We start from the raw sequence: 17,200 nt of genomic DNA, 5'->3' as shown, positions 1-17,200 counted from the left end.
TCCCTGCCGCGCGCTCCCGAGCGATGCCAGGATCGCCCCATGAGTGATCCGACGGTCGAGCAGGCGAAGGCGGCGGCGGAGGCCGCGGCGGCGGAGGCGGCGCGGCTGCAGGCCGAGGCGCAGGCGGCGATCGCGCGGGCCCAGGAGGCGGCGGCCGCGGCGGCGGCGGCGGCAGCGGCCCGGGCCGCGACCGCGGCACCGCCGACCGCTCCGGCGGCCTCCGGCCCCGCGCCCGCCGGCCCGCTCGACGACGAGCAGGTCGACGCGATCCGGCGCGGGTACGCGTTCGAGGGGCCGGCGCTCGAGCTCGGCGCCCTGCTGAACGGCGCTCCCGTGCCGGACGCGCAGGTCCGCGTGCCGCTCGGGATGCTGAACCGCCACGGCCTGATCGCGGGCGCGACGGGCACCGGCAAGACCCGCACGCTGCAGGCGCTCACCGAGCAGCTGTCCGCGCACGGGGTGCCCGTGTTCGCGGCCGACATCAAGGGCGACCTGTCCGGCGTCGCGGTGCCCGGCACCGCGAACCCCAAGCTCGCCGCCCGCACCGCGGCGATCGGCCAGGACTGGTCGCCCGCGGCCTTCCCCGTCGAGTACTTCTCCCTCGGCGGCAGCGGCACCGGGGTCCCGATCCGGGCGACCGTGTCCGGCTTCGGGCCGCTCCTGCTGTCGAAGGTGCTCGGGCTGAACGAGACGCAGGAGTCGAGCCTCGCGCTCGTCTTCCACTACGCCGAGGACCACGGGCTGGCGCTCGCGGAGCTCGAGGACCTCCGGGCCGTCCTGCAGTGGCTGACGGGCGACGAGGGGAAGGCCGACCTCGCCGGCCTCGGCGGCATCTCGCCCGCCACCGTCGGCGTCATCCTCCGCGAGCTCGTCGCGTTCGCCGACGCCGGCGCCGAGGGCTTCTTCGGGGAGCCGGAGATCGACACGAAGGAGTTCCTGCGGACCGCGCCGGACGGCCGGGGGATCGTGAGCCTGCTCGAGGTGCCGGGCGTCGCCGACCGGCCCGCGCTCTACTCGACGTTCCTCATGTGGCTGCTCGCCGACCTGTTCAACGACCTGCCCGAGGTCGGCGACGCGGAGAAGCCGAAGCTCGTGTTCTTCTTCGACGAGGCGCACCTGCTGTTCGCCGACGCGTCGAAGGACTTCCTCGACCAGGTCGTCCGGACCGTGCGCCTCATCCGCTCCAAGGGCGTCGGCATCGTCTTCGTCACGCAGACGCCGAAGGACGTGCCGGGCGACGTGCTCGGCCAGCTCGGCTCACGGGTGCAGCACCAGCTCCGGGCATTCACGCCGGACGACGCGAAGGCGCTGCGGGCGACGGTGCAGACCTATCCGCGGTCGGCCTACGACCTCGAGGAGGTGCTCACCACGCTCGGCATCGGCGAGGCCGTCGTCACGGTGATGAACGAGAACGGCGCGCCGACCCCTGTGGCCTGGACGCGCCTCCGGGCGCCGCAGGCGTCCATGGCGCCGAGCGCGCCGGACGCGATGCGGGCCGCGGTCGCGGCGTCGCCCCTGCAGGCCGTCTACGGCACCGCCCTCGACCGGGAGACCGCGTTCGAGGTGCTCACCGCGAAGATGAACGCCGCCGCGGCCGCTGACCGGGCGGCGAAGGACGCGAAAGCGCAGGCGAAGCAGGAGGCCGCGGCGAAGAAGGCCGCGGCCGCCGAGGCGCGCAAGGACGCGGCCGACCGCCGCGAGGCCGACCGGGAGCTCGCGACGGCCCGCCGCGAGCAGCAGCGGCAGGCCGCGGCCCGGGACCGCGCGCTGCAGCAGGGCGTCTCGGTCGTCACGAAGGTGCTCGGCAACCGGTCGACCCAGCGCATGCTCGGCGACGTGCTGAACGGCATCTTCGGCACCCGCAGGCGCGGCCGCTGACCGTTCCCGGAGACGCGGAAGGGGCCGCCCACCTCGGTGGACGGCCCCTTCGGAGGTCGGCTCAGAGCGAGGCGACCTGCTTGGCGATGGCCGACTTGCGGTTCGCCGCCTGGTTCTTGTGGATGACGCCCTTCGAGGCGGCCTTGTCCAGCTTCTTCGCCGCGAGGCCGAGGGCCGCGGTGGCCTTCTCCTTGTCCCCGGCGGCGACCGCGGCGCGGACGTTGCGGACGTGCGTCTTCAGCTCGCTCTTGACGGCCTTGTTGCGCTCGGTCGCCTTCTTGTTCGTGGCGATGCGCTTGATCTGGCTCTTGATGTTGGCCATGCGGATGCTCCTGCTGTTCGAGAATCGGTGGGAGGCCGCTCCAGTGGGGGAGGAGCCTCGACGGGCGGCGCGGAGGGCGCGCGGTGCCCGAAAGCCGACCGGCAGCCTATCAGCACGGCGGCGACGGCGCGACGGCGGTTCAATGGCTCCGATGCCGTCCTACACCCCGAACGCCCTGGCCGTCCCCGAGAGCGGCATCCGCCGGATCCTCGAGATCGCGCTGACCCTCGACGACATCATCGCGCTCGCCGTGGGGGAGCCCGACCTGCCCGTCGCCCCGCACGTGCTGGAGGCCGGCAGCGCCGCGTGGCTCGCGGACGACACCCGGTACACGGGCAACGGCGGCATCCCTGAGCTGCGGTCGGCGATCGCGACGAAGCTGCGGCGGGACAACGGCGTCGACGTCGGCGCCGACCAGGTGTGGGTCACGCCGGGTGCGACGGAGGCGCTCTACCTCGCGCTCGGGCTGATCCTCGCGCCCGGCGACGAGGTGCTGATCCCGGACCCCGGCTACACGACCTTCACGATGGCGCCGCGGATGCAGTTCGCGGTCCCGGTGCCGTACCGGCTCGACGCGGAGCACGCCTTCCTCCCGCGCGCGGCCGACCTCGACGCCCTCGTCACGCCCCGCACGCGGGCGATCATCCTCAACTCGCCGTCCAACCCCCTCGGGGTCGTGTTCCCGGAGGAGGTCGTGCGCGAGCTGGTCGGCTTCGCGCAGCGGCACGACCTGTGGATCGTGAGCGACGAGGTCTACGAGGCGTTCACCTACGGGCTGCCGCACGTGAGCCCCGCGTCGATCGACCCGAGCCGGGTGCTCACCGTGCAGTCGTTCTCGAAGACCTACGCGCTGACCGGCGGACGCGTCGGGTACCTCGTGACGCCGCCGACGCCCGCGAGCCTGCTCCGCAGCTTCCAGGAGGCGCTGATCTCCTGCGTGAACTCCCCGGCGCAGCGCGCGGCGGTCGCCGCGCTCCAGGGTCCGCAGGACGCCGTCACCGCGGCAGCGGCGCACTACCGGGAGAACCTGCGCGCCGCGACGGCCCTCCTCGACGAGCGCGGCATCCGCTACCGGGAGCCCGACGGCGCCTTCTACCTCTGGATCGACCTCTCGTACGCGACCGGCGGCGACGTCACGGGCTGGGCCGAGCGCTTCCTGCTCGAGCGCCGCGTCTCGGTCGCGCCCGGCAGCGCGTTCGGCGCCGCGGGAGAGGGCTGGATCCGCGTCTGCGCCGCCGCGAGCCGCGAGGACCTGCTCGAGGGCCTCCGACGCCTCCCGAGCCCCGCCTGACCCGCTCCGGGGCCTCCTCCGTCCTGCAGGGAGAACCTGCCTCCGAGACGGAGGTCAGGCCTGCAGGGCGAGCACGAAGGGCAGCACCCCGGGAGCGCCCGCCTGGCGGAGCAGCCGCGACGCGACGGTGAGGGTCCACCGGCTGTCCGCCGCGTCGTCGACGAGCAGCACGGGGCCGGCCGCCTCGGCGAGCCGCTCCCGCAGGTCGTCGGGCACGCGGAACGCCGACCAGACCCCCGCCAGCCGAGCGAGGCTCGCGCCGCCGCTGCCGCCGGGCACCGCCCCCGTCGTCGGCTCGAGCGCGCCGAGCAGGGGGAGCCGGCCGATCTCCGCGAGCGCGCGGGCGGTCGAGCCGACGAGCAGCGGCCGACGGGTCGACGGCATCGCGACGACGCCGACCGGCCGCTCGGCCCAGCCCCACTCGCGCAGGACGGCGACCGCGGCGTCGACGACGGGTCGGGGCGCCTCCTGGTCCGGCGCGCCCGAGGCGAGCAGCTGGCGCAGGGTGCCGCCCCAGCCCAGGTCCGTGAGGCGGGCGATCGCCCGGCCCTCCTCGGGCCGCTCGCCCGGGGCGATGTTCCCCTTGACGGGGAGGCCGCGGGAGTCGGCCCCCGTCGGCCACTGCTTGCGGGCCTCCACGGCGACGCCGACCCGGTGCAGCGCGGCGCCCGCCGTCCCCGAGGAGTCGCCGGAGACGTCGGTCGGGAACCAGACGCCCGCGCAGGAGTCGCAGCGCCCGCACGGCGCGGCCGTCGGGTCGTCGAGGACGCGCTGCAGGTACTCCATCCGGCAGCCCTCCTCGCCGGCGGGCAGGGCCTCGTAGTCGAGCATGTGCTGCTGCTCGACGCGGCGCGCGGCGGCGATCCGCTCGTACCGCTCCGCGTCGTAGGTCCACTCCCGCCCCGTGGAGACCCACCCGCCGCGCACGCGCTGCACCGCGCCGTCCACGTCGAGCACCTTGAGCAGCAGCTCGAGCCGGCTGCGCTTCACGTCCACGAGCGACTCGAGCGCCGGGGTGGAGGTCGGCCGCTCCGGGTCGAGCTCGCGCAGCACCGCCTCCGCCCGCTCCTGGGTCGGCATGCTCGCGGTCGCGAAGTACGACCAGATCGCCTCGTCCTCGCTGCCGGGCAGCAGCAGCACGTCGGCGGACGCGGTGGCGCGGCCGGCGCGCCCGACCTGCTGGTAGTACGCGACGGGGGACGAGGGCGCGCCGAGGTGCACGACGAAGCCGAGGTCGGGCTTGTCGAACCCCATCCCGAGCGCGCTGGTGGCGACGAGCGCCTTCACGCGGTTCTCCTTGAGCGCCTGCTCCGCCGCCTCCCGCTCCGCGTTCTCGGTCCTGCCGGTGTAGGCGAGCACGTCGTACCCGGCCTCGCGCAGCAGCCGCGCGGTGTCCTCCGCCGCGGAGACCGTCAGCGCGTAGACGATGCCCGAGCCCTCCAGGTCGCGCATGTGCTCGATCAGCCAGCCGAGCCGCGTCGCCTGGTCGCGCGTGCGCAGCACGCCGAGCCGGAGGGAGGCGCGCGCGAGCGGCCCGCGGATCGTCAGCACGTCCTCCGCGCCGCCGAGCTGCGCGACGACGTCCTCCACGACCCGGCCGTTCGCGGTCGCCGTGGTGGCGAGCACCGGGGTGCTCCCCGCGGTCGCGACGAGCTCCCGCAGCCGCCGGTAGTCCGGGCGGAAGTCGTGGCCCCAGTCGGAGATGCAGTGCGCCTCGTCGATCACGATCAGGCCGGTCCGCTCGACGAGCTGTGGCAGCTGGGTGTCGCGGAAGTCCGGGTTGTTGAGGCGCTCGGGGGAGACGAGCAGCACGTCGATCTCGTCCGCGGCGAGGCGCTCGCGCACCTCGTCCCACAGGTGCGCGTTCGCGGAGTCGATGGAGGCGGCCCGCACCCCCGCCCGAGCGGCGGCCGCCACCTGGTCGCGCATCAGCGCGAGCAGGGGCGAGACGAGCAGGGTCGGGCCGGCTCCGCGGTCGCGCAGCAGCCTCGTCGCGACGAAGTAGACGGCGGACTTGCCCCATCCGGTCCGCTGCACGACGAGCGCCCGGCGCGAGCCGTCGACGATGGCGGCGATCGCGTCGTACTGGCCCTCGTGGAAGTCGGCGTCGGGCCGCCCGACGAGCGTGCGGAGCACGGCGAGGGCGTCGGCCCGGGTGTCGGTCGCGGTCTCGGTCGCGCTGTCGGTCACCCCGGGAGGGTGCCAGCCCCCGGTGACATCCCCTCGCCCGATTCCGTTTTGAAGGAGTTCTTCGCGGCCGGCGCGAGGAACTCCTTCAAAACGGAATCAGCCCTCGGCGTCGCGGACGAGGATCGTCTCGGTGCCCGGCGCGAGCGCGCGGCGGATGCGGTCGAGGTAGCGCTCCGGGATCTCCGGCAGCGCGTCGAGGGGGAACCACCCGACGTCCGTCGACTCGTCGTCGCCGACCGACGGCTCGCCCGACACGTAGCGCAGGCGGTACGTGTGGTCCGTGAACCGGGTCCGGTCGCCGTTCGGGTACTCGTACTCGCGCGTCACCCCGACGGCGGCGAGCTTCTCGACGACGGCGCGCACGCGCGCCTCCTCCCACACCTCGCGCTCGGCGGCGTCGGCGGAGTGCTCGCCGGGCTCGACGATGCCGGCGACGGGGGTCCACTCGCCGGTGTCGGCGCGCTTCACGAGCAGCAGCCGGTCCCCGCGGTGTCCTGAGCTCGTCGAAGGGTCGACGACCACCGCGGTGGTGCCGACGAGCCAGAGCGGCGTGTGCCCGATCCGGTCGCGGAGCTGCAGGATGAAGTCGGGCGTCGGCACGGCCCGACGCTAGTCGGCCGCCGCATGGGGGAGACTGTCGGCGCCATGCCCCGCGCCCTCACGCCCCTCCAGCCCGCCGCGACGGACCCGGCGCGCATCCGGAACTTCTGCATCATCGCCCACATCGACCACGGGAAGTCGACGCTGGCGGACCGGATGCTCGGGATCACCGGGATCGTCTCCGACCGCGACGCCCGCGCCCAGTACCTCGACCGGATGGACATCGAGCGCGAGCGCGGCATCACGATCAAGAGCCAGGCGGTCCGCATGCCCTGGCAGGTCGGCGACGAGACGTTCGCGCTGAACATGATCGACACCCCGGGCCACGTCGACTTCACGTACGAGGTGTCCCGCTCCCTCGCGGCCTGCGAGGGCGCGATCCTGCTCGTCGACGCCGCGCAGGGCATCGAGGCGCAGACGCTCGCGAACCTCTACCTCGCGCTCGAGAACGACCTCGAGATCATCCCGGTGCTGAACAAGATCGACCTGCCCGCAGCCGACCCGGAGAAGTACGCCGCCGAGCTCGCGAACCTGATCGGCGGCGACCCCGCCGACGTGCTGCGCGTCTCCGGCAAGACCGGGATGGGCGTGGAGGCGCTGCTCGACCGCGTCGTCGAGCGCATCCCCGCCCCGGTCGGGAACCCGGACGCGCCGGCACGCGCGGCGATCTTCGACTCGGTCTACGACGCGTACCGCGGCGTGATCACCTACGTCCGGATGGTCGACGGCAAGCTGAACCCGCGCGAGCGGATCCAGATGATGTCGACCCGCGCCTCCCACGACATCCTCGAGATCGGCGTCTCGTCCCCGGAGCCGACGCCGACGAAGGGCCTCGGCGTCGGCGAGGTCGGCTACCTGATCACGGGCGTGAAGGACGTGCGCCAGTCGAAGGTCGGCGACACCGTCACGGCCGCCGCGAAGCCCGCCGCCGAGCCGCTCGCCGGCTACACGGAGCCGAAGCCGATGGTGTTCTCCGGGCTCTACCCGATCGACGCCTCCGACTACCCGGAGCTGCGCGAGGCCCTCGACAAGCTGAAGCTGTCGGACGCGGCGCTCGTCTACGAGCCGGAGACCTCCGTCGCCCTCGGCTTCGGGTTCCGCTGCGGCTTCCTCGGCCTGCTCCACCTCGAGATCGTCACCGAGCGCCTCGAGCGCGAGTTCGGGCTCGACCTGATCGCCACCGCGCCGTCGGTGATCTACGAGGTCGCCACCGACGACGGCAAGCAGGTCACCGTCACGAACCCGAGCGAGTACCCGGTCGGCAAGGTCGCCGAGGTCCGCGAGCCGATGGTCAAGGCCGCGATCCTCGCGCCGAAGGACTACGTCGGCACCGTGATGGAGCTGTGCCAGAGCCGCCGCGGCTCGCTGATCGGCATGGAGTACCTGTCGGAGGAGCGCGTCGAGATCTCGTACACGATCCCGCTCGGCGAGATCGTCTTCGACTTCTTCGACCAGCTGAAGAGCCGCACCGCGGGGTACGCCTCGCTCGACTACGAGCCCGTCGGCGAGCAGGTCGCGGACCTCGTGAAGGTCGACATCCTGCTGCAGGGCGAGCGGGTCGACGCGTTCAGCGCGATCGTCCACCGGGACAAGGCCTACGCCTACGGGACGCTCATGACGGAGCGCCTGAAGAAGCTCATCCCGCGGCAGCAGTTCGAGGTCCCGATCCAGGCCGCGATCGGAGCCCGCATCATCGCCCGCGAGTCGATCAGGGCCATGCGGAAGGACGTGTTAGCAAAGTGCTACGGGGGTGACATCACCCGCAAGCGGAAGCTGCTCGAGAAGCAGAAGGAGGGCAAGAAGCGCATGAAGACCATCGGTCGCGTCGACGTCCCCCAGGAGGCGTTCATCGCAGCGCTCTCCGGCGACACAGAGGCTTCGAAGAAGTGAGCGCGGTCCGCGCGGTCGGTGGACCGCTGCGCCGCGGCGGCGCGGTCGCCGCCGACACCGGCATGAACTACGCCGCGATCGGCGTCACGGCCCGCCCCGACGTCGTCTCCTTCCCGCCCGCGGGCTTCCGCTCCGCGGAGTACCGCCACCGCATCGGCAGCGGCGCCCGCCGCTTCGACCTGGCGGGGCGCGCGCTGATGACCTGGGGCGCGCTCCGGTCCGCCGGCTGGCGGGTGGAGGACGTCCGCGCCGAGCCGGTGACCTCGTCCCCGCGCGGCGCCGGCCCGCTGTTCCTCGAGGACGGCACGCCGTGGATCACACCGGGGATGACGGCGTCCGTCTCCACGACCGAGCCCGTCGCGGCGAGCGGTCGCGTCAAGGTGCTGTCGATCGTCGACGAGCCGGGCCGGATCGGCTTCGTCTACGGCTCCATGAGCGGGCACACCGAGTGCGCGGAGCGGTTCCTCGTCGTCGAGCACGACCCGGACGACGGCGTCTTCGTGACGATGCGCTCGCTCTGGGAGGCGTCCCCGTCGCGGCTCGGCCGCTTCGCGCGGAACTCGGCCGACGTGCTGCAGCGCAAGGTGGACGAGCGCATCGTGCGGGCGCTCCACCCCTCCAACGCCGGCTGAGCGACCCGCCTCCGGCCGTCCGGGAGGATGAGGCCGTGCTGCGGCCGTTCACCTTCGACTTCCTGCCCGGCTCCGTGCTCGAGGACGCGACGCCCGGCGGGCACCGGCGCCTGCTCCGCCGGTCGGTGATCGGCACCGCGGCGACGTTCGACGCCGCCGCGGCCGCCGTGCTCGACTGGCAGGTGCAGCGCCGCAGCGGCATCCGGGTGCTCGCCGTCAGCGGCTCCGAGGCGCCGCCGGTGTCGGAGGGGCTCGAGGGCGCGGTCGTCGTGCCGATCCTCGGCCGGACGGTCACGGCGCCGGTGCGCGTCACGCGCGTGCTGCGGGAGGACGACGTCGTGGGCTTCGCCTACGGCACCCTGCCCGGGCACCCGGAGTCGGGCGAGGAGGCGTTCCTCGTCCGCCGCGCCGGCCCGGAGACGGTGTTCGAGCTGCGGGCGCTCTCCCGCCCCGCCTTCCCGTACTCGCTCGCCGCGCCCGTCGGGGCGGCGCTGCAGCGCCGCTTCAGCGACCGCTACCTCTCCGCGCTCCTGTAGGGAAGATACGCTCAGAGGCGCCCGAGGGCTTCCAGCACCAGGGGGAGGCCCTCCACCAGGTCCGGCACGACGACGACCGCGGACGTCGCGCGAAGGTCCTCCACCGAGTAGACGCCGGTCGCCACGGCGACGAACGGGAACCCGACCGCGTCGGCGGCCTCGCCGTCCGCGGGGGTGTCGCCGAGGATCACCGCGGTCGCGCCGTCCAGGTCGTCGCGGGCCGCCGCGGTGAGGTCGCTGCGCCGGACGAAGCGGTCGCCGAAGTACGAGCGGTCCCAGTCGAAGGCGTCGACGTCGAGCCCCGCCCCGGCGAGCTTGACCCGCGCCCGGTGCCGCGAGTTGCCGGTCAGCAGCCCGTTCGTCCACCCGGCGCCCGCGACCGCGTGCAGGGCGTCGTCGACGCCGGGCGCCGCCACCCGCCGCGCGGCGTCGGTCAGGTAGGCGTCGGAGAGCTCGTCCATCCGCGCCGACACCGCGCCGAACAGCGCGGGATCGCCGCCCCAGCGCTCGAGGCGCTCGGTGATGATCTGCGCGTCCGTCTTGCCGTGCTCGACGGCGTGCGGCTCGTCGGGCGCCGGGCCGACGCCAGCGACCTCGCGGATCGCGTCGTGGTAGAAGGTCCCCGCCTTCGTCGAGTTGAGCAGCAGGGTCCCGTCGACGTCCCACAGCACGGTCCTGGACGGCACGGTCGGAAGAGGCGGAGTGCGCACGGGACCAGTCTCCCGGAGCCGAGAATGGGGGACCGTGCCCTCCGCCCTGCCCATCGCCGACCCCGCGCCCGCGGACGGGCTGCTGCCGGACTCCGTGCGGGCCGGCGCGGAGGACCGCACGCTCGGCTTCTACCTCCACGTGCCGTTCTGCCGGGTGCGCTGCGGGTACTGCGACTTCAACACCTACACGTCCGACCAGCTGCGCGGCGCCCGGCGGGGCGACTTCGCGGGGCAGGCGGCGGAGGAGGTCGCGTTCGCGGCCGGCGTGCTCGACGCCGCGGGGCTGCCCGCGCGACCGGCGAGCACGGTGTTCTTCGGCGGCGGCACCCCGACCCTCCTGCCCCCGGCCGACCTCGTGCACATGCTCGGCGCCGTGCGCGACGCGGTCGGGCTGGCGCCCGGCGCCGAGGTCACGACCGAGGCGAACCCGGACTCCGTCGACGCGGCCGGGCTCGCGGCGCTCGCGGCGGGCGGGTTCACCCGCGTGTCCTTCGGGATGCAGTCCGCGGTGCCGTCCGTGCTCCGCGCGCTCGACCGCACCCACGACCCCGAGCGGGTGCCGCTCGTCGTCGGCTGGGCGCGTGACGCGGGCCTCGACGTCAGCCTCGATCTCATCTACGGCGCGCCCGGCGAGACGCTCGACGACTGGCGGCGCAGCCTCGACGCCGCCCTCGCGCTCGAGCCCGACCACCTCTCCGCCTACGCCCTCATCGTCGAGGAGGGCACGGCGCTCGCCCGGCGCATCCGGTCGGGGGAGGTCGCGCAGCCCGACGACGACGTGCAGGCCGACATGTACGAGCTCGCTGACGACCGCCTCGCCGAGGCCGGCTACGGCTGGTACGAGGTGAGCAACTGGGCGCGGCGGGACGACGCGCGGTCCCGGCACAACCTCGCGTACTGGACCGGCGGCGACTGGTGGGGCGTCGGGCCGGGCGCCCACAGCCACGTCGGCGGCGTCCGCTGGTGGAACGTCAAGCACCCCGCGGCGTACGCGCAGCGGCTCGCGGCCGGCGTCTCGCCCGCAGCCGGGCGGGAGACGCTCGACGAGGCCACGCGCGGCGTCGAGCGGGTGCTGCTCGAGACCCGGCTCGCGGACGGGATGCCCGTCGACCGGCTCGACCGCGACGGCCGGCGCGCGATCGCCGGGCTCATCGCGGACGGCCTCGTCGAGCCGGGGCCGGCCTTCGCGGGCCGCGTGGTGCTGACCCGGTCGGGCCGGCTGCTCGCGGACGCCGTGGTGCGCCGCCTGCTGCCGCCGGAGGCCTGACTCAGCGCAGGAAGCGGATCGACAGCGGGTACTCGTAGCGCTCGCCGCGGCTCGCGGCGACGGCGGCGATGATCGACAGCACGACGACCAGCACGGCGATCGCCACCGTGAGCAGGACGCCGATCGCCACGAGCCAGAGGACCGCCGCGACGACGTTCGCGATCAGCATCGTGATCTGGAAGTTCAGGGTCGTGCGGGCGTGGTCCGCGACGAAGGCGCTGCGGTCCCGCAGCACGAGCAGGATGATCAGCGGCCCGAGCCAGCCGATCGAGCCGACGCCGACGACGATCCCGATGAGGGCGCTGAGGTGGGTGAGCATCGCCCATGTCCGCTCCTCGCCGGGCGACAGCGGTCGGACCGGCGCGGGTCCGGGGGCGTACGGGTCGGTCACGGGTGCCTCTCGGTCGCGGAGATGCGGGACGGGCGGGCGCGACAGCGCCCGCCCGTCGATGGTGCCGCTACTTGATGAACGCGATCGTGAGCGGGTACCTGTAGACCTCGCCGCGGTTCGCGGCCACGGCCGCGATGATGCAGAAGACGACGTTCACGATCGCGACGGCGAGCGGCAGGAAGAACAGCAGGCCGAGCGTCACGATCGTCAGGATGTAGGCGACGACCGCCGCGATCGCCACCGTGATCTGGAAGTTCAGCGCGTTGCGGGAGTTGTCCCGGACGAACGGGCTGCGGTCCTTCAGCAGCAGGTAGCCGAGCAGCGGCGCGATGAAGCCGATGACGATGCCGCCGATGTGGATCAGCGTCGCCCAGAGGCGCTCGTCGCTGGGGCTCAGCGGCGCTGCCGGCGCGTAGGCCGGGGGCTGGTCGTTGGTCATGGTGGGGTCCTTCCGTTACTTGATGAGGCGGAGCGACAGCGGGTAGCGGTAGGACCCGCCGTTGTTGACCCGCACCGCGGCGATGATCGAGAAGACGACGACGACCGCCCACACGGCGAAGCGGACGAAGCCGATCAGCAGGCCGAGCAGGAGGAACACGAGGTCGAGCCCGGTCGGCGTCGCCCGGTAGAGCGCGTCGACGACGGCGCCGACGATCCAGAGCGCGACCCAGACGATCACCGCCGTGACGGAGAAGTTGAGCGCCTCCTTCGACTCGTCGCGGACCCGCGCGCTGCGCGGACCGAGGATGAGGAGGATCAGCAGGGACGGCACCGGGCCGATGATGTTGCCCACGTGCGCGAGCGTGGCCCAGAGCTTCTCGTCGGCCGGCGACAGCGGCGGGGCGGGGGTAGCGGGCTGGGACTCCGTCATCGCGGGCGCTCCTGAGCTCTCGCAGCGCTCTCGGTGCGCCGCCGGTCGGCGTTCAGGGTATCGACAGGCCGGTGTGCAACACCAGACCCTCCGACGGCGCGCGGTAGAATTGGCAGTCACGACGAGTGAGTGCCAGTCGGAGGTGAGCGCGGTGGTCTCGGAACGCGGTCTCGACGTGCTGCGCGCGATCGTGCAGGACTACGTCGCGTCGCGGGAGCCCGTCGGTTCGAAGACGATCGTCGACCGCTACTCGTTCGGCGTCTCCGCCGCGACGATCCGGAACGACATGGCGGCGCTCGAGGAGGACGGCCTCATCGCCGCGCCCCACACCTCGTCCGGTCGGATCCCGACCGACAAGGGCTACCGCATGTTCGTCGACCACCTCGCGGAGGTGCGCGCCCTCACCACCGCGCAGCGGCTCGCGATCCGCACCTTCCTCGAGGAGGGCGCGGACCTCGACGACGTGCTCGCCCGCACCGTCCGCATGCTGGCGCAGCTGACGAACCAGGTCGCGCTGGTGCAGATCCCGGTCGTGCCGCGCTCCTACGTGCGGCACGTCGAGCTCGTGCTCCTGTCGCCGACCCGGCTGCTCGTGGTCCTGATCACCGACGCGGGCCGTGTCGACCAGCGCGTGGTCGAGCTGCCGCACGCGGACCAGGAGCAGCACGCGGTCGACGACGCGGTGCTCGCCGAGGTCCGCACGCGCGTCAACGCGCGGCTGGTCGGGCGGCTCATCGCCGACGTCGCACCGGAGCTCGACGCGCTCGCGGAGGAGCTGCCGCCCGCCCGGCGGGTCGTCGTCGAGCGGATCGCCGCGGCGCTCGCGGCGACGGTCGACGACCGCCGGCAGGACCGCCTGCTGCTCGCCGGCACCGCGAACCTCGCCCGCACCGAGCGCGACTTCCCGGGCAGCATCCTCCCGGTGCTCGAGACCATCGAGGAGCAAGTCGTGCTCATGCGCCTGTTCCGCGAGATGGAGCTCGATGATCGGGGCGTCTCCGTCTCGATCGGCCGGGAGAACCCGCTCGTCGGCCTCGCGGAGACCTCCATCCTCGCGGGGGGCTACCGTTCCTCCGCAGGCGAGGTCGCGCGCATCGGGGTGCTCGGGCCGACCCGCATGGACTACTCGGGCAACATCGCCGCGGTGCGCGCGGTGGCCCGCTACCTGTCGAAGCTCCTCGGCGAGGAGTGATCCGCACGGCCGCACCGCGGCCACGACGTGCCGCCGCGCAGGGCCGCGGCGACGAGGAGGGCCTCCGTGGCTGACCATTACGAGGTGCTGGGCGTCTCCCGCGACGCCTCCGCCGACGACATCAAGAAGGCGTACCGCCGGCTCGCGCGCCAGCTGCACCCGGACGTGAACCCGGGCGCGGACGCGGCCGAGAAGTTCAAGGACGTCACCCACGCCTACGACGTGCTCTCCGACCCGCGGCAGCGGCAGGAGTACGACATGGGCGGCCAGGGGGGCCAGGCCTTCGGCTTCGGCGACATCTTCGAGTCGTTCTTCGGCGGCGGCATGCGCGGCGGCCCGAAGTCGCGGCAGGAGCGCGGCCAGGACGCGCTGCTCCGCGTCGAGGTCGACCTCGAGGACGTCGTCTTCGGCACGCACCGCGACCTCGAGATCGACACCGCCGTGCTCTGCGACGTCTGCCACGGCGCGTGCACCCAGCCCGGCACCTCCCTCGCGACGTGCGACATCTGCCACGGCTCCGGCCAGATCCAGCGCGCGGTCCGCTCGCTGCTCGGCAACGTCATGACCTCGACGCCCTGCACCGTGTGCCGCGGCTACGGCACCGTCATCCCCTTCCCCTGCACGAACTGCGCCGGCCAGGGCCGCGTGCGCGCCCGCACGACGATCCCGGTCGACATCCCGGGCGGCGTCGAGACGGGCCTCCGCCTCCAGCTCGCGGGCATGGGCGAGGTCGGGCAGGCCGGCGGCCCCGCCGGCGACCTGTACCTCGAGGTCAAGGTGCGCCACCACGACGTGTTCAGCCGGTCGGGCGACGACCTGCTGGCGACGCTCGAGGTCCAGATGACCGACGCCGTGCTCGGCACGACCGCGAAGCTCGCCGCGCTCGACGGCGAGGTCGAGATCGAGGTCCACGCCGGCGTGCAGAGCGCCGAGGTCATCACCGTGCCCGGCCGCGGCATCACCCGCCTCCGCGGCACCGGGCGGGGCGACCTGCGCATCGGCGTCCAGGTCGTGACCCCGACGAAGCTCGACGCGAAGGCGACCGAGCTCGTCCGCCAGCTCGCGGGCCGCAGCAAGCAGAAGCCGCCGCAGTTCGCGCACTTCCAGCAGGGCCTCTTCGCGAAGCTGCGCGACCGCTTCCTCGGCGTCTAGTGGCGCACTTCTACCTCGCCGCCTCCCTCGACGACGCGTCGGCGGAGCTGACGGGGGAGGAGGCGCGGCACGCGGCGCAGGTCGCGCGCCTCCGCGCCGGTGAGCGGGTCGTGGTCGGCGACGGCCGCGGCCGGGTCGCGGACGCCGAGGCGGTGTCGGTCGCGCGCGACCGGGTCCTGCTCGACGTGCACGCGCTCCGCGAGGAGCCCGAGCCGTCGCCGCGGATCGTGCTCGTGCAGGCGCTCGCGAAGGGCGGCCGCGACGAGGCGGCGATCCAGGCGGCGACGGAGCTCGGCGTCGCCGCGGTCGTGCCGTGGCAGGCGGCCCGCAGCGTCAGCCGGTGGACCGGCCCGAAGGCCGTCACGGGCGTCGAGCGCTGGGCGTCGATCGTGCGCGAGGCGGGCAAGCAGTCGATGCGCCCCTGGGCCGCGGCGGTGCGGCCGCTCGCGACGACCGCGGACCTCGAGCGCCTCGCCGCCGATGCGAGCGTGCTGCTGCTCGAACCGGCAGCGGAGCTGCCGCTGCTCGAGGCGGGCCTCCCGGCCGACCGCGCGATCGTGCTCGTCGTCGGCCCCGAGGGCGGCATCGCGCCCGAGGAGCGCGAGCGCCTCGAGTCGGCGGGCGCGACGGCGGTGCGCCTCGGCCCGCTCGTGCTGCGCACCTCGACGGCGGGCCCTGCGGCGCTCGCGGCCCTGGCGGCCCGCCTCGACCTCTGGCGCTAGCGCCTCCGCCCGCTCGCCCCGCTGCCCCCGCTGGTCGAGGTGCGAGCGCAGCCTCGAGACCGCCCCCCGCCATTTCCGTTTTGAAGGAGTTCTTCGCGCCATCCCGCGAGAACTCCTTCAAAACGGAGTCGGGGTCAGTCGGTGCCGGACTCCATCGCGGCGGCGTCGAGCAGGTCCTCGGCGCTGTCGTCGTGCCCGGAGGAGGCGATGCGGTTCGCGCGACCCGGCTCAAGCTCGCCGACGAGGGCGTGCACGGTGCTGCCGAAGACGCCGAGCCCGTCGAAGAACTCGAGCTTCGCGCGGGAGTCGGCGAGGTCGAGGTTGCGCATCGTGAGCTGCCCGATGCGGTCGTTCGGGTCGAACGCCGCGTCCTCGGTGCGCTCCATCGAGAGCCGCTCCGGCTGGTAGCTCGCGTTCGGCGAGACCGTGTTCAGGATCGTCCAGTCGTTGCCGCGGCGCAGGCGGAGCGCGACCTCGCCGGTGATCGGCGCGCCCACCCAGCGGGTGAGCGACTGGCGCAGCATCAGCGACTGCGGCTCGAGCCAGCGGCCCTCGTAGAGCAGCCGGCCGAGGCGGCGGCCCTCGGTCATGTAGGAGGCGAGGACGTCCTCGTTGTGGATCGCGGAGACGAGGCGCTCGTAGACGACGAACAGCAGCGCCATGCCGGGCGCCTCGTAGATGCCGCGGCTCTTCGCCTCGATGATGCGGTTCTCGATCTGGTCGGTCATGCCGAGGCCGTGGCGGCCGCCGATCGCGTTGACCTCCTGCACGAGCGCGACGGCGTCGTCGTAGCGGCGGCCGTTCACGGAGACGGGGCGGCCCTGCTCGAAGCCGATCGTCACGTCCTCCGGCTCCACGGTCGTCGCCGGGTCCCAGGCCTTCACGCCCATGATCGGCTCGACGAGCTCGATGGAGCTGTCGAGCTCCTCGAGCTTCTTCGCCTCGTGCGTCGCGCCCCAGATGTTCGCGTCCGTCGAGTAGGCCTTCTCCGCCGACGCGCGGTAGGGGAGGCCGCGCTCGGTCAGCCACGCCGACATCTCCGCGCGACCGCCGAGCTCGCCGACGAACGCCCGGTCGAGCCACGGCTTGTAGATCCGCAGGTCGGGGTTGGCGAGCAGGCCGTAGCGGTAGAAGCGCTCGATGTCGTTGCCCTTGAAGGTCGACCCGTCGCCCCAGATCGAGACGCCGTCCGCCTCCATCGCCTTCACGAGCATCGTGCCGGTGACCGCGCGGCCGAGCGGTGTGGTGTTGAAGTAGGGGGTGCCGCCGGCGCGGATGTGGAAGGCGCCGCAGGCGAGGGCGGCGAGGCCCTCCTCGACCAGCGCGGCGCGGCAGTCCACGAGGCGGGCGCCCTCGGCGCCGTACTCCTTCGCGCGGCCGGGCACGGAGGCCAGGTCGGGCTCGTCGTACTGCCCGAGGTCGGCGGTGTAGGCGAACGGGATCGCGCCGTGCTCGCGCATCCACGCCACCGCGACGGAGGTGTCGAGCCCTCCGGAGAAGGCGATGCCGACGCGCTCGCCGACGGGCAGGTCCGAGAGGATCTTCGACACGAGTGC

17 protein-coding genes are annotated in these 17,200 nt (G+C 73.7%); 9 read left to right on the top strand and 8 right to left on the bottom strand.

Annotated elements, in window-relative coordinates; all coding sequences use genetic code 11:
* Positions 1-39 precede the first annotated feature (39 nt).
* Positions 40-1,878, top strand: a complete 1,839-nt coding sequence (locus tag D1781_RS12035; protein WP_119482506.1) for a helicase HerA-like domain-containing protein — start codon at positions 40-42, stop codon at positions 1,876-1,878.
* A 61-nt stretch (positions 1,879-1,939) separates the two neighbouring features.
* On the opposite strand, the gene rpsT is transcribed toward D1781_RS12035, so the two are convergent.
* Entirely contained in the window at positions 1,940-2,200 is a 261-nt protein-coding gene (rpsT, locus tag D1781_RS12030) for a 30S ribosomal protein S20 (protein ID WP_119482505.1), read from the bottom strand.
* Between the two features lie 151 nt (positions 2,201-2,351).
* On the opposite strand from rpsT, the gene D1781_RS12025 reads away from it, so the two are divergent.
* Positions 2,352-3,491, top strand: coding sequence for a pyridoxal phosphate-dependent aminotransferase (locus tag D1781_RS12025; RefSeq protein ID WP_119482504.1), 1,140 nt, complete (start codon positions 2,352-2,354; stop codon positions 3,489-3,491).
* A 54-nt stretch (positions 3,492-3,545) separates the two neighbouring features.
* Here D1781_RS12025 and D1781_RS12020 read toward each other — a convergent pair whose 3' ends face one another.
* Both D1781_RS12020 and D1781_RS12015 read right to left on the bottom strand, forming a co-directional pair.
* Entirely contained in the window at positions 3,546-5,681 is a 2,136-nt protein-coding gene (locus tag D1781_RS12020; protein ID WP_119482503.1) for a RecQ family ATP-dependent DNA helicase, read from the bottom strand.
* A gap of 96 nt (positions 5,682-5,777) precedes the next feature.
* Positions 5,778-6,281, bottom strand: a complete 504-nt coding sequence (locus D1781_RS12015) for an NUDIX hydrolase (protein WP_119482502.1) — start codon at positions 6,279-6,281, stop codon at positions 5,778-5,780.
* Positions 6,282-6,326: 45 nt separating this feature from the next.
* On the opposite strand from D1781_RS12015, the gene lepA reads away from it, so the two are divergent.
* The 3 genes from lepA to D1781_RS12000 are packed head-to-tail and all read left to right on the top strand — an operon-like array spanning position 6,327 to position 9,339.
* On the top strand, positions 6,327-8,171 hold the full coding sequence (lepA, locus tag D1781_RS12010) for a translation elongation factor 4 (protein ID WP_119482501.1): 1,845 nt from the start codon (positions 6,327-6,329) through the stop codon (positions 8,169-8,171).
* On the top strand, positions 8,168-8,803 hold the full coding sequence (locus D1781_RS12005) for a DUF1990 family protein (protein WP_119482500.1): 636 nt from the start codon (positions 8,168-8,170) through the stop codon (positions 8,801-8,803). Before lepA ends, D1781_RS12005 begins: the two co-directional genes overlap by 4 nt.
* Before the next feature lie 35 nt (positions 8,804-8,838).
* Positions 8,839-9,339 carry a DUF1990 family protein gene (locus tag D1781_RS12000; RefSeq protein ID WP_158590081.1) on the top strand — a complete coding sequence of 167 codons (501 nt, stop codon included), beginning with the start codon at positions 8,839-8,841 and terminating at the stop codon, positions 9,337-9,339.
* Between the two features lie 11 nt (positions 9,340-9,350).
* Here the strand turns inward: D1781_RS12000 and D1781_RS11995 are convergent, their stop codons facing one another.
* Positions 9,351-10,049 (bottom strand): HAD family hydrolase, encoded by a 699-nt coding sequence (locus D1781_RS11995; protein ID WP_233551306.1) that lies wholly within the window; start codon positions 10,047-10,049, stop codon positions 9,351-9,353.
* 34 nt (positions 10,050-10,083) lie between these two features.
* On the opposite strand from D1781_RS11995, the gene hemW reads away from it, so the two are divergent.
* Positions 10,084-11,316 (top strand): radical SAM family heme chaperone HemW, encoded by a 1,233-nt coding sequence (gene hemW / locus D1781_RS11990; protein WP_119482498.1) that lies wholly within the window; start codon positions 10,084-10,086, stop codon positions 11,314-11,316.
* 1 nt (position 11,317) lies between these two features.
* On the opposite strand, the gene D1781_RS11985 is transcribed toward hemW, so the two are convergent.
* The 3 genes from D1781_RS11985 to D1781_RS11975 form a co-directional block, all read right to left on the bottom strand.
* A complete protein-coding gene (locus tag D1781_RS11985; protein ID WP_233551304.1) occupies positions 11,318-11,707 on the bottom strand; it encodes a DUF4870 domain-containing protein in 390 nt (129 codons plus the stop codon).
* Positions 11,708-11,774: 67 nt separating this feature from the next.
* Entirely contained in the window at positions 11,775-12,146 is a 372-nt protein-coding gene (locus D1781_RS11980; protein ID WP_119482497.1) for a DUF4870 domain-containing protein, read from the bottom strand.
* Positions 12,147-12,161: 15 nt separating this feature from the next.
* Positions 12,162-12,578, bottom strand: a complete 417-nt coding sequence (locus D1781_RS11975; protein WP_233551302.1) for a DUF4870 domain-containing protein — start codon at positions 12,576-12,578, stop codon at positions 12,162-12,164.
* Between the two features lie 151 nt (positions 12,579-12,729).
* Here D1781_RS11975 and hrcA point away from each other — a divergent pair, with 151 nt between their 5' ends.
* From hrcA to D1781_RS11960, 3 genes are all read left to right on the top strand, one after another.
* Entirely contained in the window at positions 12,730-13,770 is a 1,041-nt protein-coding gene (gene hrcA, locus D1781_RS11970) for a heat-inducible transcriptional repressor HrcA (protein ID WP_119483238.1), read from the top strand.
* A gap of 66 nt (positions 13,771-13,836) precedes the next feature.
* Positions 13,837-14,922: a molecular chaperone DnaJ gene (dnaJ, locus tag D1781_RS11965; RefSeq protein ID WP_119482496.1), complete on the top strand. Its 1,086-nt coding sequence runs from the start codon at positions 13,837-13,839 to the stop codon at positions 14,920-14,922.
* Positions 14,922-15,644 carry a 16S rRNA (uracil(1498)-N(3))-methyltransferase gene (locus tag D1781_RS11960; RefSeq protein ID WP_119482495.1) on the top strand — a complete coding sequence of 241 codons (723 nt, stop codon included), beginning with the start codon at positions 14,922-14,924 and terminating at the stop codon, positions 15,642-15,644. The genes dnaJ and D1781_RS11960 overlap by 1 nt, the downstream gene beginning before the upstream one ends.
* 134 nt (positions 15,645-15,778) lie before the next feature.
* On the opposite strand, the gene argG is transcribed toward D1781_RS11960, so the two are convergent.
* Positions 15,779-17,194 carry an argininosuccinate synthase gene (gene argG / locus D1781_RS11955; RefSeq protein ID WP_119482494.1) on the bottom strand — a complete coding sequence of 472 codons (1,416 nt, stop codon included), beginning with the start codon at positions 17,192-17,194 and terminating at the stop codon, positions 15,779-15,781.
* Between the last annotated feature and the right edge of the window lie 6 nt (positions 17,195-17,200).

Origin of the sequence: Amnibacterium setariae (genome assembly GCF_003581425.1) — a bacterium.
Lineage (GTDB): Bacteria > Actinomycetota > Actinomycetes > Actinomycetales > Microbacteriaceae > Amnibacterium > Amnibacterium setariae.
Note: the sequence above shows the minus strand (reverse complement) of the source record. Positions and strands in the feature narration are given on the sequence as shown.